The 19,018-nt window shown below is 72.0% G+C and carries 10 protein-coding genes and 2 tRNA genes; 10 read left to right on the forward strand and 2 right to left on the reverse strand.

All coding sequences use genetic code 11. From position 1 onward, the window contains the following. Positions 1-124 precede the first annotated feature (124 nt). The gene (locus ACZ9QC_RS21675) at positions 125-1,783 is read left to right on the forward strand and encodes a long-chain fatty acid--CoA ligase (RefSeq protein ID WP_472914653.1); all 1,659 of its coding nucleotides are present in this window, start codon (positions 125-127) and stop codon (positions 1,781-1,783) included. 103 nt (positions 1,784-1,886) lie between these two features. Here the strand turns inward: ACZ9QC_RS21675 and ACZ9QC_RS21680 are convergent, their stop codons facing one another. After that, a complete protein-coding gene (locus ACZ9QC_RS21680; protein ID WP_472914654.1) occupies positions 1,887-7,229 on the reverse strand; it encodes a hybrid sensor histidine kinase/response regulator in 5,343 nt (1,780 codons plus the stop codon). Between the two features lie 348 nt (positions 7,230-7,577). Then, positions 7,578-8,144 (reverse strand): SSI family serine proteinase inhibitor, encoded by a 567-nt coding sequence (locus tag ACZ9QC_RS21685; protein WP_472914655.1) that lies wholly within the window; start codon positions 8,142-8,144, stop codon positions 7,578-7,580. A 212-nt stretch (positions 8,145-8,356) separates the two neighbouring features. Here ACZ9QC_RS21685 and ACZ9QC_RS21690 point away from each other — a divergent pair. The 9 genes from ACZ9QC_RS21690 to ACZ9QC_RS21730 all read left to right on the forward strand — a co-directional run bounded on the left by ACZ9QC_RS21690 (position 8,357) and on the right by ACZ9QC_RS21730 (position 19,018). After that, positions 8,357-8,447 (forward strand) — tRNA-Ser (locus ACZ9QC_RS21690). 200 nt (positions 8,448-8,647) lie between these two features. Further along, a tRNA-Arg gene (locus ACZ9QC_RS21695) sits at positions 8,648-8,720 on the forward strand. Positions 8,721-9,278: 558 nt separating this feature from the next. After that, positions 9,279-9,500, forward strand: a complete 222-nt coding sequence (locus ACZ9QC_RS21700; RefSeq protein WP_033526723.1) for a hypothetical protein — start codon at positions 9,279-9,281, stop codon at positions 9,498-9,500. 220 nt (positions 9,501-9,720) lie between these two features. Next, positions 9,721-10,608, forward strand: a complete 888-nt coding sequence (locus tag ACZ9QC_RS21705) for a DUF2797 domain-containing protein (protein WP_472914656.1) — start codon at positions 9,721-9,723, stop codon at positions 10,606-10,608. Positions 10,609-10,941: 333 nt separating this feature from the next. Further along, a complete protein-coding gene (locus tag ACZ9QC_RS21710; RefSeq protein ID WP_193241596.1) occupies positions 10,942-11,682 on the forward strand; it encodes a response regulator transcription factor in 741 nt (246 codons plus the stop codon). After that, positions 11,679-13,481: a sensor histidine kinase gene (locus ACZ9QC_RS21715; protein ID WP_472914657.1), complete on the forward strand. Its 1,803-nt coding sequence runs from the start codon at positions 11,679-11,681 to the stop codon at positions 13,479-13,481. Before ACZ9QC_RS21710 ends, ACZ9QC_RS21715 begins: the two co-directional genes overlap by 4 nt. Before the next feature lie 40 nt (positions 13,482-13,521). Further along, a complete protein-coding gene (locus ACZ9QC_RS21720) occupies positions 13,522-15,048 on the forward strand; it encodes a bifunctional glycosyltransferase family 2/GtrA family protein (protein ID WP_472914658.1) in 1,527 nt (508 codons plus the stop codon). Next, complete coding sequence (locus ACZ9QC_RS21725; protein WP_472914659.1) at positions 15,045-17,306, forward strand: ArnT family glycosyltransferase; 2,262 nt, start codon at positions 15,045-15,047, stop codon at positions 17,304-17,306. The genes ACZ9QC_RS21720 and ACZ9QC_RS21725 overlap by 4 nt, the downstream gene beginning before the upstream one ends. A 209-nt stretch (positions 17,307-17,515) precedes the next feature. Then, positions 17,516-19,018, forward strand: coding sequence for an MFS transporter (locus ACZ9QC_RS21730; protein WP_472914660.1), 1,503 nt, complete (start codon positions 17,516-17,518; stop codon positions 19,016-19,018).

Genomic DNA, 19,018 nt, shown 5'->3' on the forward strand with positions numbered 1-19,018 from the left:
CAAGCTCCTCGGGCAACGTTCTCTGATCGATCATCCCGGCACCTAGTGACATACCGAGCGGTATGTGAGCAGAATCAGCGCAACCGTTACCACCGCGTAGGCAGAGTCGCCCCGGGAGGACGCCGTGCTGAGCACCATGCAGGACGTACCGCTGTTGATCTCCAGGATCCTGGCCCATGGGTCGAGCATCCACGGGACGTCGCAGGTGATCACCTGGACCGGCGAGGGCGAGCCCGACCGCCGCTCCTATGCCGAGATCGGCGCCCGCGCCGCGCAGTTGGCCCACGCCCTGCGCGAGGACCTCGGCGTCGACGGCGACGAACGGGTCGCCACCCTCATGTGGAACAACGCGGAACACGTCGAGGCGTACTTCGCGATCCCCTCCATGGGCGCCGTCCTCCACACCCTCAACCTGCGGCTGCCCCCCGAGCAGCTCGCCTGGATCGTCAACCACGCCGCCGACCGGGTGATCATCGCCAACGGTTCGCTGCTCCCCCTCCTCGCGCCGCTCCTCCCGCACCTCAAGCCGGTGGAGCACGTCGTCGTGGCCGGGCCCGGCGACCGGTCGCTGCTCGCCGGAGCGAGCGTCCAGGTGCACGAGTACGAGGACCTGATCGCCGGCAAGCCGACCACCTACGACTGGCCCGAGCTGGACGAACGCACCGCCGCGGCCATGTGCTACACCTCCGGCACCACCGGCGACCCCAAGGGCGTCGTCTACTCCCACCGCTCGATCTACCTGCACTCCATGCAGGTCAACATGGCCCAGTCCATGGGCCTGACGGACGCGGACCTCTCGCTCGTCGTCGTCCCGCAGTTCCACGTCAACGCCTGGGGCCTGCCGCACGCGACCTTCATGACCGGCGTCAACATGCTGATGCCGGACCGCTTCCTGCAGCCCGGCCCGCTCGCCGAGATGATCGAGACGCTGAAGCCGTCGCACGCCGCCGCCGTGCCCACCATCTGGCAGGGCCTGCTCGCGGAGCTGTCCGCCCGCCCGCGCGAGGTCGCCTCCCTCACCCAGGTGACCATCGGCGGCTCGGCCTGCCCGCCCGCCCTCATGCAGGCCTTCGACAAGCTGGGCATGCGCGTCTGCCACGCCTGGGGCATGACGGAGACCTCCCCGCTCGGCACGATCGCCCGGCCGCCGGCCGGTGTGGAGCCGGGCTCGGACGAGGAGTTCGCCTACCGCCTCACCCAGGGCCGCTTCCCCGCCTCCGTCGAGGCCCGCCTCACCGGTCCCGGTGGCGAGCGCCTCCCCTGGGACGGCGAGTCCGCCGGTGAGCTGGAGGTCCGGGGTCCCTGGATCGCGGGTGCCTACTTCGGCGGCCAGGGTACCGAGCCCATCCGCCCCGACGACAAGTTCAGCGAGGACGGCTGGCTGAAGACGGGCGACGTCGGCACGATCAGCCCCGACGGCTTCCTCACCCTCACCGACCGGGCCAAGGACGTCATCAAGTCCGGTGGTGAGTGGATCTCCTCGGTCGAGCTGGAGAACGCGCTCATGGCCCACCCGGACGTCGCCGAGGCCGCCGTCGTCGCCGTGCCGGACGAGAAGTGGGGTGAGCGCCCCCTCGCCACGGTCGTGCTGAAGGAGGGCTCCACCGCCGACTTCGCCGCCCTGCGGTCCTTCCTCGCCGACGAGGGCCACATCGCCAAGTGGCAGCTCCCCGAGCGCTGGACGATCATCGAGTCGGTGCCGAAGACGAGCGTGGGCAAGTTCGACAAGAAGGTGCTGCGTAGGCAGTACGCGGAGGGCTCGCTGGACGTGACGCAGATCTGACGTAGATCCGACGCAGATCCAGGACGCGCACGTAAGGCAGTTGGGGCGGTGTTTCACGTGAAACACCGCCCCAACTGTTGCTGTCCGTGAGTTCAGTTCTGGTTCAGTTCGTACCGACTCGTGCCAACAGGTCCACGATCCGGGTCTGCACCTCGGGGCTCGTCGAGCGTTCCGCGAGGAAGAGGACCGTCTCCCCCGAGGCCAGGCGCGGGAGTTCGGACTGGTCGACGGCGGCCGTGTAGACGACGAGCGGGGTGCGGTTCAACTGGCCGTTCGCCCGCAGCCAGTCGATGATGCCGGCCTGGCGGCGGTGCACCTGGAGCAGGTCCATCACCACGAGGTTGGGCCGCATCTGCGCGGCCAGGGTGACGGCGTCCGCGTCCGACGCCGCCCGCGCGACCTGCATGCCACGCCGTTCCAGCGTCGCGGTCAGGGCGAGCGCGATCTCCGCATGCTCCTCGATGAGCAGCACACGCGGCGGATGCTGCTCGGAGTCACGCGGCGCGAGCGCCTTCAGCAGGATGGCCGGGTCGGCCCCGTACGCCGCCTCACGCGTCGCCTGACCGAGACCCGCCGTGACGAGAACGGGGACCTCGGCGGCCACGGCGGCCTGCCGCAGCGACTGAAGAGCCGTGCGGGTGATGGTGCCGGTCAGCGGGTCCACGAAGAGGGCGGCCGGGTACGCGGCGATCTGGGCGTCCACGTCCTCGCGGGAGTTCACGATGACGGGCCGGTAGCCACGGTCGCTCAGTGCCTGGTGGGTGGACGCGTCCGGTGCGGGCCACACCAGCAGCCGACGCGGATTGTCGAGCGGCTCCGGCGGCAACTCGTCGTCCATCGGCTGCGGATGCGGTCGGTCGGGGACCTCCACCGCGCCGCCGGGCCCGTCGAGAGGCTCGGGACCTTCGTCCGCGTTCTCGTCGGGCGCCCCTATGGCGTACGACCGCCCGGCACCCTCCGTACGGCCCGTCAGCCGGGACTGTCCCGCGAGGGACGGCTGCGGAGGGAGCGGAACCTGGCCGGCGAGCGAGGGCTGCGGCGGCAGCGGGACCTGCCCGGCGAGCGAGGGCTGCGACGCCTGCGCGGCCGTCTGCGGCTGGACCGAGGCCTGGCCGGCGGGCGGAGTCTGTCCGGTGCCGACCCGCAGACCCGTGCCATGGCTCGGGGTGGACTGCGGGTGGGGGCGCGCGGCCGTCTCGGGGCGGTCGCCGGTCGGCTGGGGCGGTGTGCCCAGCTTGCGGCGCCTGCCGGAACCGCCGGGCTGGTTCGGGGCGGGCGTGGACCCGGCCTGCGGCTGCGCCTGGGCGGCGGCCTGTACGCCGGACCGCGCTGCCTGCGGCTGGGCCTGTGCCTGGGCCTGCGCTTGGGCCTGGGGACCGCCCTGACGGGAGAAGGGGACACCCTGGCCGAGCGTCCGCACGCTGATCGACCGTCCCTGGGTGGAGTTGGGGTCGACAGGGGCGGCGGCGGGAACGGCGGTGGGGGCGGTGGCGGTGGCGGGGGGCGCGGCCGGCGTCGGTGCGGCCTGCGGCTGCGCCTTCACCTGAGCCTGGGCTTGGGCTTGGGCTTGGGGCTGAGCCTGGGCCGGGGCTGCGGCTTCGGCCGGCAACGGCTGTGCGGCGCGCGGCTGCTGGACGGCGACCTCAGGCGGCAGCGGGGTGCCCGAGGACGGGGTCGACTGCGGGGGCAGCGGCGTCTGAGGAGCCGTTACGGGGATGCCGGCGCCGGAGGTCTCGTGGCGCGGGTCCGGCCAGGACTGCGGCTGCTGTTGCGGCTGAGCCGCTCCGGGGGCGGCGACCGGAGCGGGGGCGGGCTGCGCAGGGGAGGGTTGTGCGCCGGGCACGGCCTGCACACCGGGCACGGCCTGGATTCCCGGTACGCCTTGTGCGCCCGGCACGACGACGGAGTGCCCGAGTGCTCCGGCCTGCGCGGGCACCTGCTGCCGGTCACCGGGCGCCCCCTGCGGGGGGACGACTCCCTGGGCGGCACCGGGCTGTCCGACGACGGGCTGTCCCGGGCCGCTCTGAGCAGCGGCGGCCTGCGCGGCGAGAGGCTGCCCGATGGCAGCTTGCCCGGGGAGGGCCTGACCAGGAAGAGCTTGTCCGGGGGCTGCCTGAGCGGCGCCTCCGGGGACCCCTTGCGGAGCGACGGACTGCGCGGCCGCGATCCCCGCGGGGACGGGCTGACCGGGAACCACCCCGGCGGCCTGGGCGGGCACGGGCTGCGGGCCGCCGGGGACACCCTGTACGGGTACGGCCTGCGGAGCGCCTGGCATCCCCTGGGCGGCAACGGACTGTGCGGCGGCCATCGGCCCGCCCTGGGCGGGGACCGGCTGCCCGGGGCCACCCTGCGGGGGAATGCCCTGCGGGGCGGCACCCTGTGTCGGCGCCCCTTGCCCCGGTGCCGTCATGCCCGCGCCGTCGCCCTGCTGGGGAGCGGGCTGCCGCGCCGCGCGGCGTCGGCCCGTGGGCGTGGGCACCGGGTGCGGCTGCGGCGGGGTGTGGTCGTCGCCGGCGTCGTGGAACGCGGCGTCATGGCGACCGTCGTCGGCACCGCCGACCGGCGCTCCCGACATCGCCCCCGCGGCGGCCACTTGGCCACCTCCGGGTGCCTGCCCGGCACCGGCCACCTGCCCCGAGCCCGGTCCGGCAACGCCACCCGGCGCCCCCGGACCACTCTGGGGAAGCGGCTGTCCGACACCGACGCCGGCTCCGGTGAACTGCTGACCCGCACCGGCGGCGGGCACCGGCCCTCCGGCAGGCACCGCCCCTCCACCCGGCACGACTCCCCCGGGCGGCACGGGCCCAGCGACGGGGACCTGTCCACCCACCGGCACCGGCCCGCCGACGGCGGGCACCCCGGCAGCGGCGGCCGCCGCACCTTGGTCACCTTCGCCGTCGTACCCCTCCCCGGCCTGGACGGGAACAGCGGCCCCGGTGGCTCCGGCGGGCAACGGCATCGGCATCGGCATCGGTCCGCCGGGGGCGCCAGGCGCTCCCGGCAGCGGAACCGGGCCGAGGCCGGTGGCCTCCGTCGTGTACTCGGGACCCCGGTCGGCCTCGGCCGGTGGCAGGGCGAAGACGGCTCGCGGGCCCGGCTCGGGCGCGGCGGCACGCTCCTCGCCGCCCCCGAGGGCACGACGGCGGCGACCGGTGGGCTGCTGGGCGCCGCCTGCCTCGGCGGCGGTGGCGTCGGCGGTCGCCTCGGTGACCGGGCCCGGCCCGGCCGGCAGCGCCGGCGGCAACGCGTTCTGAGGCGCGTTCGCGTTCTGTGCCCCGTTCTGAGCCGCGGGCTCCCGGCGCGCACGCCGTCCGCTGGGCGCGGGCACACCTTGCGGCGGTACGGTCCCGCCCAGTCCGGTGGCGGTGGCAGCCGCACCCGCCGCGTGCTCGGCCGCCGTGACGACCGCGCCCTCGGTGGCCACGGCCTCACCGGGCGCCTCGGCAGCGGCGGCACGTCCACGGCGCCGCCCGGTACCCCCGGAGCCCTCGCCCTCGGCGCCCTCACCGGAACCGGCCGCGCCGACGGCCGTACCCGGCGCACCCGCCGCGTCCTCCGCCCTGCGCCGGCGCCGCCCGGTCGGGGCGACCGCGGGCTCGGCGTCCGGGGCCTCGGGAGCGTCCTCGCTCTCCAGGAAGGCGTCCACCGACGAACGCCGCGCCCGCCGCCGTCCGCCACCGACGGGGGCCTGCTCGGGCAGGGCGACCTCCGCACCGGTGGCCACGGCCCCGGGATCGGCCTCGACGCCCATCGCGGCGGGCAGCTGCGCGACCGGCATCGCCCCGGCACCACCGCCGAGCGGCACCTCCAGCACATACGCGCTGCCGCTCATCCCCGGCACCTCGACCGTCTGGAGCACACCGCCGTGCGCCCGCACGATCCCCTGGACGATCGGCTGGTGCACCGGGTCTCCCCCGGCGTACGGCCCGCGCACCTCGATGCGCACGACCTCACCACGCTGCGCGGCCGCCACGACGACGGTGTTGTCCATGTAGCCGCCGACGGACATGGGCGCGTTGCCCGTCGCGTCGACACCGGCGACATCGGCGACGAGATGCGCGAGGGCGGTCGCGAGCCGCGCCTGGTCCACCTCGGCCTCGATGGGCGGCGCGTGCACGGCGAACTGCACCCGCCCCGGCCCGACCAGCTCCACGGCCCCGTCGACACCGGCCGCGACGACCGCGTCGAGCATCACCGCCGTACGTACGAGGTCGTCCTCGCCCGCGTCGATGCGCTGGTAGCCGAGCACGTTGTCGATGAGTGTCGTGATGCGCGAGTACCCGGCGGTCAGATGGTGCAGGACCTGGTTGGCCTCGGGCCACAGCTGCCCGGCGTCGTCGGCGGCGAGCGTGCCCAGTTCGCTGCGGAGCTGGTCGAGCGGGCCGCGCAGCGAGGTGCCCAGCACGGCCAGCAGCTGCTCGTGCCGTGCGGCCAGTGCCTCGTACCGGTCCTTCTCGCGCTCCCCGAGCGCCGCGTACCGCTCGTCACCGGCGGCCAGTTCCTCGGCGTGCTGCTCGCCCAGCTCGGCCAGCTCGGCAGTGTGCTCCTCGCGCACGCTCGCGAGTTCCTCGGCGTGCTCCTTGGCGAGCCGCTCCAGCTCCTCCGCGTGCTTCTCGGCCTCGGCGTCCTTCTCCTCGGCGAGTTTGTCGTACGGCCGCCGGTCGGTGAACGTCATCACGGCACCGACGAGCTGGTCCCCGTCGCGCACGGGCGCGGTCGTCAGATCGACCGACACCTTCTCGCCGTTCTTCGCCCACAGCACCTGCCCGCGCACCCGGTGTTTGCGCCCGGACTTCAGGGTGTCCGCGAGGGGCGATTCGGTGTACGGGAAGGGGGCGCCGTCCTCGCGGGAGTGCAGCACGAGGGTGTGCAGCTCGCGTCCGCCGAGGTCACTGGCCCGGTAGCCCAGTATCTGAGCGGCGGCCGGGTTGACGAGGACGATCCGACCGTCGGTGTCGGTCCCGACCACGCCCTCGGACGCGGCCCGCAGGATCATCTCGGTCTGCCGTTGCGAACGCGCGAGTTCGGCCTCGGTGTCGACGGTGCCCGAAAGATCCCGTACGACCAGCATGAGCAGCTCGTCATTGGCGTAGCCGTAACCGTCGTACGCCTGCTGCCCGTTCTCCAGATTCGCGCTTGTGACCTCGACCGGGAACTCGCTGCCGTCGGTCCGACGGGCGATCATCCGGGTCGGCTTGGTCCGACCCGTCGGGTCCATGGTGTCGGGCCGCCGCATGGAGCCCGGGATGAGCCGGGAGTCGAACTCGGGCAGCAGGTCCAGCAGGCCGCGTCCGACCAGGGCGGTCCCGGGGGCCTCGAAGGCCTCCAGCGCGATGGTGTTGGCGTTGACGACGGTCCCATTGGCGTTGACCAGCACCAACGCATCGGGCAGCGCGTCCAGTATGGCTGCGAGGCGAGCAGCGCCTCGGGATGGCCTGCTGCTCACGAGACGCTTCCTCCCTGTTACCGCACCTTGCCGACCGCTGGGCCCATGGCCATCTTGCCAACCGGCCCGCAACGTGTCACGCGAGGGAGTCTACGGGCAGAGGTTGCGCTCGCGACGCCGGATGAGAGGGAGGTCGCACACCGAACATACGGAGATGCCGTGACCGCACGGACGGGGATGCCGTGACCGTGTGTTTTGCCGGAAGACCTTGACTGAGGCACATATGTACGGCCTGTGCGCGGGCACCGGGACGGGCGAAAGCGCCGCCCGGGACGTGGCCGATTTCGCGCCCCTCCTCTTTCCTCTCCTCTCTTCTCCTGCTTCCTCGCCTCCTTCCTCTCCCCCTACTTACGCGCGGAGGTCGGGCAGTACGGGAACCATGTCGTCCCAGCGGGCGATCTCGCAGCCGTCGCCGCGGTCGAAGCGGGCGTGGACGCGGCGTCCGGCCCAGGTGCCGGTCACGTGCGCGGTGGCCGGTCCGCCGTACTGCATCGTGCACACGGTGCCGGACCGGACCGGTGCGAAGGGATCCGTCCCCCAGGTCGTCCGGCGGTCGAGCCGCCCGCACGCCTCCCGTACGTCCGGGTGCGTGCCCCCCTCCGGATGGCACCGCAGCTCGAAGGTCCCGTCCGAGCCGCCGCCGGCCTGGCGCACGGTGACGGTCAGCCGGTCCCCGGGCCCGGCGGCCGGGCTGGGCATGGGCGGCGCGGGCCGCGACACCGCCTCGGCGGCGTACGCGCCCGGCGCCACCGGCGTGAGCGTGCCGGCGGCACCCGCGGTGACCGAGGCGACGACCCCGAGGAGGACCCGGCTCAGGGTGGCGGTGGGGCGGGTGGGGTGTGGGGTGAAGGCGAGGGGGGTGGGGGTGAGGGGGGTGGGGGGCTTCCGGCGCGCGCCGGGAAGGCTCTGCAACATGACCTGACTAACGCCATGTCCGCCCCACGGTTGCGGCGCCGTGGTGCGCCGTGTCCGCCCCACGCGGCCGCTGTGCCGCACCAGTCCCGACGGGCCATACGGCTTTGCCCTGCGGCCTCTCCGCCTAGTACCGTGGGAGGCGATTGGTGACAGCCCACCAGGCTGTGTCATCATCTGCACGCACCACTCGCGCTCGCGCGGGCGGTTGTGCTGGAGGCGTCGCCTAGTCCGGTCTATGGCGCCGCACTGCTAATGCGGTTTGGGACTTCAATCCCATCGAGGGTTCAAATCCCTCCGCCTCCGCGCTTGATCACCGAAGCCCCGGTCCACGCGACCGGGGCTTCGTCGTTCCCGCCCTCGCCCCAAGGCCACCCTCACAAGGTGTTTTCCCAGGTCACAAGGGGTGCAGCAAACGGATTTCACATGCCGACGGCAGTCATGTAATGTTCTTCCTGTCGCCGCGAGCGGGCCGAAAGGACCGGGACCGGCGAAAAACAGAACAAGCACTCGTAGCTTAACGGATAGAGCATCTGACTACGGATCAGAAGGTTGCAGGTTCGAATCCTGCCGAGTGCACAGCAGACCAGAGGCCCCGTGGAGTGATCCACGGGGCCTCTGGCTTTTGCTTGTCTGGAAGCGGAACGCGGGGACTCTGATGTGGCTCGTTGCTGCCCCGCCTTCGCCCGTGTCCGTCGGCGTAGGTTTCCTCCTCGCTGTCGGGGGACGTCGGTTGGTCAGCGCGATGTCCAGGCCCCAGGCGGTGGCCAGGGCGCCTGCCACCACCCCCGTTTCCCCAACGGTGTTCTTGATGCAGGCGAGCAGGTCCATCAGGCGGGAGGGCGGCGGCGCGCGCTGACCCGGGCCCGGAACCAGCGTGGTTCACCTGCCACCAGCCTCGGCCTCAGCCTCGCGGCGTCGGCTGGTCCGACCAGCGTGCGTCGCCACATGTGCCGCACGTTTTCAGGATTCTTTGAGCGGCGACGCGAGGGGAACGGAGACTCCCGCTTTCGGCTGAATGGAGCGACAGCCTTGACGCTGGCAGAGCTGCTGGGTCGCTGTGCGGTGCCCTGCGGATGAAGATCAAGTGGCGCTGGGCCGGTCGGGGGTCCCGGTGGTTGGCGCATACTGGTCGCAATGACAAAGCCAGGTGCACCGAAGCGCTATCTGCCCACCAGTCCCTTCAAGGCCCCGGTCGCCCCGCCTCCCAAGCACTTCGCGGTGGGCGACCAGGTCACGCATGACATGTACGGTCTCGGCCGGGTGATCGGCATCGAGGACGGGATCGCGGCGCTCGTCGATTTCGGTTCGGCGCGGCAGCGGATCCTCAGCCCGTACAGCAAGATGAGCAAGCTGTAGGGCGACCAAGGCCGGATGGCCGGACGTCCGCATCGCGGTCGGATTTCGATCGGGAGGGGTGCGCCCCTCGGTTCAGCCATGCCCCGAGTCCGCCATGCCTCGGAGTCCGGCATGCCTCCGAGTCGGTCGGGCCGCTCCGAGTCCGTCGCGCCGTCCCGACGTCCGCGTCCCGGTCGCCGGGCGGACGCGTTGTCAGTGGTGCCCTCTACTGTCGTGAGGGATGGCACGCGTGTGGAGATGTACGGGGCTGCGCTGGGGCGAGGACGGGGCGCCCTCGTTGCGGTGGGCGGGTGGACGGGGCAGTCCGCTGCCGCGGGGGAAAGCGGTGGCCTTCGAGGTCGTGAGCGACGGGCGTACGTGCGTCGGCGCTCGCGGGAACCCGTGTCCGGTGCGGGCCGAGGTGCCCGGGCGGAGTACGGGCGCCCGGTGCGAGGAGTGTGCGCGGCTCGACCGGGCGCACTCCGTGGCCGCCGACACGATCGCCGACGACCCGCGGCCGTACCACGTGTACCTCGCGTGGTTCGGGCCCGGCATGGTGAAGGTCGGGATCACCGCCGTCGAGCGCGGACCGGCGCGGTTGTTGGAGCAGGGCGCGGTGTGCTTCGGGTGGCTCGGGCGTGGGCCGTTGATGGCCGCCCGGCGGTCGGAGGAGATGCTGCGGGCCGCCCTCGGCGTGCCTGATCGGATTCCGTACGCCGACAAGCGGGTCGTGCGGGCCGGGCTGCCGACGGTCGAGGAGCGTGTCGGGGAGTTGGCCGAGCTGCACGGGCGCGCCCAGGGGCTCGCGGCGTGGCCCGAGTCGTTGGAGCGCCTTCCCTTCCAAGCCGTCGACCACTTCGGGGCGTTCGGGCTCGACGGGTTGCCGGCCGCCGACGGTGTGGTGACCGAGCTGGCTCCGGGCGGGGCCGTGGGCGGTGAGATCCTCGCCGTCGCCGGACCCGATCTCCATCTGGCCACCGGGCGCGGCGTCGTCGTACTCGACACACGGCTCATGACCGGCTGGGAGCTGACCGCACCCGTCGGCGAGGGATTCCGGGACGTCCTCACCCTGCCCGTACGGGAGTTGCGGAGCCGAGGGGACGGAAGCGTGCAGGACGGGTTGTTCTGAGACACGGGGGCGAGGGCGTTCAGGGGAGAAGGGCGGGAAGGGTGCGGGAGCGTCGCTCTCGTGGGGGCGGGCGCATCATGACGGCGCTTTCATAAAAGTGGGGTGAGTGAGGGGCCGCCCCGGGGCGTTCCTGGTGTCGCGCGGCTGTGGGGCCCCAGTGAGGCGGCCTGGGAAACGCCGTGCGGACGATCAGAAAACCGCTGGTCGGCGGGGGTGGTGTCCCAGAAGTCGGGGATCTTCCCAGGGGGTTCCTGAGAGGTGCCTGTGCGTTTCTCAGAAAAATCACAGGTTCCGGAAAGGGTGTTCTCAGGGGGCCCCGACAAGGTGTTCAGCATGACCACGACCTCGCCCCAGGGGCGCACCGAACTGCTGAGGCCGGACGGGAGCCCCGTCCGAGTGCTTGTGGTGGACGACGAGCTGTCGATCACCGAACTGCTGTCCATGGCCCTGCGCTATGAGGGATGGCAGATCCGGAGTGCGGGGGACGGCACGGGTGCCATCCAGACCGCCCGGGACTTCCGGCCCGACGCCGTCGTCCTCGACATGATGTTGCCCGACATGGACGGGCTGACCGTCCTCGGTCGGCTGCGGCGTGAGCTGCCGGACGTGCCGGTGCTCTTCCTGACCGCGAAGGACGCGGTCGAGGACCGGATCGCCGGGCTCACCGCCGGTGGCGACGACTACGTCACCAAGCCGTTCAGCCTCGAAGAGGTCGTGGCGAGACTGCGCGGGCTGATCCGGCGGTCCGGTGCTGCCGACCGTCGTTCCGACTCCGTGCTCGTCGTCGGTGACCTCATGCTCGACGAGGACAGCCACGAGGTGTCGCGCGGTGGGGCGAACATCCACCTCACCGCCACCGAGTTCGAACTGCTGCGCTTCCTCATGCGGAATCCGCGGCGCGTGCTCAGCAAGGCGCAGATCCTCGACCGCGTGTGGTCGTACGACTTCGGTGGCCAGGCCAATGTGGTCGAGCTCTACATCTCGTATCTGCGGCGCAAGATCGACGCCGGGCGTGAGCCGATGATCCACACCCGGCGTGGGGCCGGCTATCTGATCAAGCCCGCCTCGTCATGAGCGGGCGACGACGGACGCATACGCAGCAGAGGCAGCCGCGGCCGTGGCTGAGGCGAGGACAGCCGCGCACGCCGCGCAGGCCGCGCACGCTGCGTACGCGGCTCGTCGTCTCCGCGGTGGCGTTGATCGCGGTGGTGGCCTCCGTCATCGGAACCGTGACGACGTTCGCGCTGAGTGAGCATCTGTACCAGCAGCTGGCGTCCGAGGTGAAGGACATCGCCAAGCGCACCGACGGGCCCAGAGGGCCGGGGGGCGTGAGGCTCGGCACGCCGGGCGCCGTCGGCACCGGCAGCTTGACGACGGACGAGAAGCTCCAGTTCGTCACGAAGGGCGGTTCGCCGGAGTACACGATCGGCGCCGTCGTGCGGGACGGGGCCATCGTCAAGGGTGTCGTCGGCGAGCTGGCGAACTCCAGCACCACCGGCCTGCCGGACATGAAGGCCGTCACGCTGAGCGACGCGGACCTCGCCGCGCTCGCCACAGTCGCCAAGGACGGCGACACGCACAAGGTCAGCCTGCCCGACCAGGGCGAATACCTGGTCACGTACGAGACCGACCAAGACGGTGACGCGTTCTACGTGGGCCTGCCCACCAAGTCCGTCAGCAACACCCTCAGCACCCTCATCGCCGTGGAGCTCAGCGTCACCGGCGCCGGGCTCGTCGCCGCCGGCATCGCCGGGTCCGTGCTCGTCGGGGTCGCGCTGCGGCCGCTGCGGAAGGTGGCGGCCACCGCGACCCGGGTCTCCGAGCTGCCGTTGCACACCGGTGAGGTGACCCTCAACGAGCGGGTGTCGGCATCCGAGACCGATCCGCACACCGAGGTCGGCCAGGTCGGCGCCGCGCTCAACCGCATGCTCGACCACATCCACGGCGCCCTGCACTCACGGCAGGAGAGCGAGACGCGCGTACGGCAGTTCGTGGCCGACGCCAGTCACGAGCTGAGGACGCCGCTCGCGTCGATCCGCGGGTACGCCGAGCTGACCCGGCGCGGCCGGGAGGAGATCGGGCCCGACACCCGGCACGCGCTCGGGCGGATCGAGTCCGAGTCCGGGCGGATGACCATGCTCGTCGAGGACCTGCTGCTGCTCGCGCGGCTCGACGCGGGACGGCCGTTGCAGTTCGAGCGGACCGACCTCATCCCCCTCGTCGTGGACACCGTCAGCGACGCGCGCGTCGCCGGGCGGAGCCACAGCTGGCGGCTCGACCTGCCGGACACCCCCGCCCTCGTGTCGGCGGACGCGGCGCGGCTCCAGCAGGTGCTCGTCAACCTGCTCGCCAACGCCCGGACGCACACGCCACCCGGCACCACCGTCACCGCACGCGTGCAGCGGCGCGGGCCGTGGATGTGCGTCGACGTCGAGGACGACGGACAGGGCATCCCGGAGGAGTTGCTGCCGCACGTGTTCGAGCGGTTCGCGCGCGGGGACTCGTCGCGGTCCAGGGTCTCCGGCTCGACCGGACTCGGGCTCGCCATCGTGCAGGCCGTCGCCGACGCGCACGGCGGTGCCGTGACCGTCGACAGCGTGCCCGGCAGGACCGTGTTCACCGTGCATCTGCCGGCCCTCGGCCGCGACGCACCGCTGCTCGACGACGCGGCGAACTGGGAGCTCGAAGACGTCCAGCCCGACGTCCAGCCCGACGTCCAGTCCGACGGCGAGCACCACAGTGAGCACCACGGTCAGCACGACGGCGGGTTCGACCGCGCACTCGACCGCGCACTCGACCGCGCCTTCGACGGGAGCGGGTCGGTGACCGGCGCGACACCTGACCATCGGACTCACAGGCCCACCACAGTGTGAGCACACGGGCATAACAGAGCGGCTCGCGAATGTGGTCGGCATGCGAACCGACTCTTCTCCCGGCACCCTGCCGGCGCGGGAGCACCTCCCGGCCGGAAACGCCGGTACGCCTGTCCTGGACGTAGTGATCCCCGTCTACAACGAGGAGAAGGACCTCCGGCCGTGCGTGCTCAGACTGCACGAGCACCTCGCGCACACGTTCCCGTACACGTTCCGCATCACGATCGCGGACAACGCGTCGACGGACACCACCCCGCGGGTGGCGGCACGGCTGGCGGCGGAGCTCCCCGAGGTGACGTCCTTCCGCCTGGAACAGAAGGGACGCGGGCGGGCCCTGCGGACGGTGTGGTCCGCGTCCGACGCGCCGGTCCTCGCCTATATGGACGTGGACCTGTCGACGGACCTCAACGCCCTGCTCCCGCTCGTCGCCCCGTTGATCTCCGGCCACTCGGACCTCGCGATCGGCTCCCGGCTCGCCCGCTCCTCGCGGGTGGTGCGCGGCACCAAGCGGGAGTTCATCAGCCGCGCGTACAACCTGATCCTGCGCGGCTCGCTGCAGGCCCGGTTCTCGGACGCGCAGTGCGGGTTCAAGGCGATACGCCGGGACGTCGCCCAGGCGCTGCTGCCCCTGGTCGAGGACACCGGGTGGTTCTTCGACACCGAGATGCTGGTGCTCGCGGAGCGGGCCGGGCTCAGGATCCATGAGGTCCCGGTGGACTGGGTCGACGACCCGAACTCGACCGTCCACATCGTGAAGACGGCCACCGACGACCTCAAGGGTGTCTGGCGGGTGGGCAAGGCGCTGGCCACCGGGTCCCTCGCGCTCGACCGGCTCGCACGGCCGTTCGGGGACGATCCGCGGGACCGCGAGATCCAGGACGTGCCGCGCGGCCTCGCCCGCCAGCTCCTCGGTTTCTGTGTGGTGGGTGGCCTCTCCACCCTGTTCTACCTGCTCCTCTACAGCGGCTTCCGGGCCCTCTCCGGGGCGCAGATCGCCAACGCGCTCGCCCTGCTGGTGTCGGCGATCGCCAACACGGCCGCCAACCGACGGCTGACCTTCGGCGTCCGGGGCCGCGGTGGTGTCATCAAGCACCAGGCGCAGGGGCTGGTGGTGTTCGGCATCGGACTGGCCCTCACCAGCGGCTCGCTCGCCGCGCTGAACGCGGCGACCTCCGACCCCGCGCACTCCACGGAACTGGCGGTCCTCGTCGCGGCCAACCTCGCGGCGACGGTGCTGCGGTTCCTGCTCTTCCGGGCGTGGGTGTTCCCGGACCGGCGTGACGGGTCGTTCGTCGACGGCTCGTTCGTCGACGGTTCCCGTGTCGACGGCTCCCGTGTCGAGGGCCCGACCGTCGTCGCCTCGCACCACCCGGTTCCGTACCAGCCGGAGCCGTACGGCCATCCGGACCGGTTCCAGCCGACGCACACCACGACCCCGTACCCCACGACCCCGTACCCCACGACCCCGTTCCGCGCCGGAGAAGCCGCGGACCGCACCTGGGGGGAGCCGACCGTGCAGATGCGGCCGGTGGGCCCGCACGATCAGGATTCGAGGAACGCACGATGACCGCGCAGTTCGAGACGACGAGCCGGCCGGGCGGTCCCGGTCGCGCCCCCGCCCCCGGTCCCGGCCCAGACTGGGGACCGCCGCCCACCCCGACCGCCGTACAGGAACCGGTTGTTCCGGAGACACCCGCCGAGCCCCCGGCCCCGGGCGCGGGCGAGCCCGGGCAGCCCTTCGCGAAGCGCCTGTGGAGAGGCAGGCCCGAGGACCACCGCTGGATCCGCCCCGGCTTCCTCCTCGCCCTCCTGCTCATCGGCGGGCTCTACACCTGGAACCTCACGGCCTCCGGATACGCCAACTCCTTCTACTCGGCGGCCGTACAGGCGGGCAGCCAGTCCTGGAAGGCCTTCTTCTTCGGCTCGCTGGACTCCGCCAACGCGATCACCGTCGACAAGCCCCCGGCCTCCCTCTGGCCGATGGCGCTGTCGGTGCGGCTGTTCGGCCTGAACTCCTTCGCGATCCTGTTCCCGCAGGTCCTGATGGCCGTCGCCACCGCCGGGGTGCTGTGGGCGGCCGTACGCCGTCGCTTCAACGCCACGGCCGGCTTCGTCACCATGGCCGTGTTCGCGCTCACGCCGGTCGCCGCGCTGATGTTCCGCTTCAACAACCCGGACGCGGCGCTCGCGCTGTTGATGGCCGCGGCGGTCTACTGCACGCTGCGCGCGATGGAGAAGGCGCAGACGAAGTGGCTGGTCTGGGCGGGTGTCGCCATCGGCCTCGCCTTCCTGGTCAAGACGTTGCAGGCGTTCCTGATCCTGCCGGTCCTCGCGCTCGTGTACGTCGTCCTCGCACCGGCTTCGGTGAAGAAGCGGGTCAGCCAGGTGCTGCTCGCCGGGCTCGCGATGGTCGTGGCCGGCGGCTGGTGGGTCGCGATCGTCGAGTTGTGGCCCGCGTCCTCCCGCCCGTACATCGGCGGCTCGCAGAACAACTCCTTCCTCGAACTGACCTTCGGCTACAACGGTCTCGGCCGTCTCAACGGCGAGGAGACCGGCAGCGTAGGTGGTGGAGGAGGCGGCGGTGGCGGCAACTGGGGCGAGACCGGTTGGGACCGGATGTTCAACTCCTCCATCGGCGGTCAGATCTCCTGGCTGATCCCGGCCGCGCTGATCCTCCTCGGCGCCGCGATCTGGGCCACGCGGAAGCTGAAGCGCGCGGACACGACCCGTGCGGCCTTCCTCCTCTGGGGCGGCTCGCTGCTGATCACCATGGTGGTCTTCAGCTTCATGCAGGGCATCTTCCACGAGTACTACACGGTGGCTCTCGCCCCCTACATCGCGCCGCTGATCGGCATGGGCGCGGCGCTGCTCTGGGACCGGCGGGACAAGTTCTGGGCGTCGATCACGCTGGCCGCCGCCATGACGGCCACGGCCGTCTGGGGTTACGTCCTCCTCAACCGCTCCTCCGAGTACCTGCCCTGGCTGAAGTGGGTCGTGCTCGTCGGCGGTCTGGTCGCCGCGCTCGGGCTGGTCTTCGTGGCCAGGCTCGGGCGGCGGCTGGCCCTGGCGGTCGTCGGGCTGAGCCTCGTCACGGCGGTGGCGGGCCCGACGGCGTACACCCTCACCACCCTCAACGAGGGGCACACCGGTTCGATCGTGACGGCCGGACCGTCGACCCGCGGGGGCATGGGCGGTGGCCCCGGCGGCATGGGCGGCGGTCCCGGTGGGGGCGGTGGTCCCGGTGGTGGCGGTGGCGGAATGCCGGGTCAGAACAACCAACAGGGCAACGGTCAGATGGGCCAGCCCCCGACCGGCGGCTTCGGCGGCGGCCAGAACAACCAGCAGGGTCAAGGGCAGCAGAACCAGCAGGGGCAGCAGGGGCAGCAGGGCCAGGGCAACGGCCAGACGCAGGACGGTGACGGCGGTCGCACGGCCGGCGGCGGCGGTGGCGGCATGGGCGGCCTGATCAACGGCACTTCCGTCAGCGACGAGGCCAAGGAGTTGCTGGAGAAGAACGCGGGGGACTACACCTGGGCGGCCGCCGCCATCGGCGCCCAGAACGCGGCGAGCTACCAGCTCTCCACCGGCGACCCCGTCATGTCGATCGGCGGCTTCAACGGCACCGACCCGTCCCCGACCCTCGCGGAGTTCAAGAAGTACGTGGCGGACGGCAAGATCCACTACTTTATCGCCGGTGGCTCGGGCGGCCGCATGGGCGGCGGCAGCGACGGCACCTCCTCGCAGATCAGCTCCTGGGTCCAGGAGAACTTCGAGTCGGTGACGGTCGACGGCACGACGTTCTACGACCTCACGCAGGCGAAGTAGGCCAAGGCCAAGGCCGCGACACGAGCGGGGTGGTGGCCCGGGGTGCGGACGAACCTCGGGCCACCACCCTTTTTCCTCCGCCCCCACCAGGTCTCTCCTCCACCCCCACCAGGCCTTTCGTACGGCCCCACCAGGCCTTTCGTGCGCCACCTGAAACCGCGTCCGCACCGCGTTGTACGCCGTATAAGAACTGTTCTACGGTGTACAGCATGTCGACCCCCACCGCCCCCACCGCCCCCTCCCCCCAGGGGCACCCACAGCGCTGGCTCATCCTCGGTGTCATCTGTCTCGCGCAGCTGACCGTGCTGCTGGACAACACCGTGCTGAACGTGGCGATCCCGTCGCTCACCGCGGAGTTGGGGGCGGCCACCTCGGACATCCAATGGATGATCAACGCCTACTCGCTGGTGCAGTCGGGCCTGCTGCTCACCGCCGGCAGCGCGGCCGACCGCTATGGCCGCAAGAAGATGCTGATCGCGGGTCTGGTGCTGTTCGGCATCGGCTCGCTCGTGGCCGGACTCGCCCATTCCACAGGGCAGTTGATCGCCGCACGGGCCGGGATGGGTGTCGGCGGCGCGCTGCTGCTGACCGCGACCCTCGCCGTCGCCATGCAGATCTTCACGCCCGAGGAGCAGCCGAGGGCGATCGGCATCTGGGCGGCGGTCAACGCGCTCGGCTTCGCGGCCGGCCCCCTCCTCGGCGGCTTCATGCTCGGTCACTTCTGGTGGGGCGCCATCTTCCTGATCAACCTGCCGGTCGCCGCGCTCGGCGTGGTGGCCGTGATCGCGCTGGTCCCCGAGTCGAAGAATCCGCAGGGCGACCGGCCGGACCTGCTGGGCGCGCTGCTGTCGACCGTCGGAATGACCGCCCTCGTCTACGCGATCATCTCGGGCCCCGAACACGGCTGGACCTCGGGCCGCGTACTCGCCACGGCCGCCGTCGCCGCAGTCGTCCTGGTGGCGTTCGCGTACTGGGAGAGCCGTATCCCGTACCCCATGCTGGACCTCCAGTTCTTCCGCGACCGCCGCTTCACGGGTGCCGTCGCCGGGGCCGTCCTCATCACCTTCGGCATGGGAGGCGCGCTCTTCCTCCTCACCCAGCATCTGCAGTTCGTGCTCGGCTACGACGCGTTGGAGGCGGGGCTGCGGACCGCGCCGCTCGCCCTGGTCGTCGTCGTCCTCAACTTCTCGGGGCTGTCGGCGAAGTGGACGGCGAGGCTCGGGACGCCGACGTCCATCGCGCTGGGGATGGTGCTGATGGCGAGCGGGCTGGTCTCCATCGCCACGATGGCCTCCGGCGGTTACGCCGGGACACTGCTCGGGCTGGTGCTGATCGGGGTGGGCTGCGCGGTCGCCAACCCCGCGATGGCGCACGCGATCATGAGCGCGATCCCGCCGGCCAAGGCCGGGGTGGGCGCCGGGATCAACGGCACGCTCGCGGAGTTCGGCACGGGGCTGGGCGTGGCGGTGCTGGGGGCCGTGCTCAACTCGCGGTTCGCGGCGCTGGTTTCGGTGGCGGCGGCGTCGCTGCCGGCGGCGTTGGCGGGGGCGGACACGGCTGCTGAGCGGGCGGCGGTGGTGTCGGCGTTCTCCTCCGGAGTGGAGACGAGTCTGGTGGTGGGGGCGGTGGCTGTGCTGCTCGGGGGGTTGGTGGCGGCGGGGCTGCTGCGCAGGGCGGAGAAGGGGGAGCGGGAGTTGGTGGGCGCCTCATAG

Source organism: Streptomyces sp. HUAS MS02 (assembly GCF_055702265.1).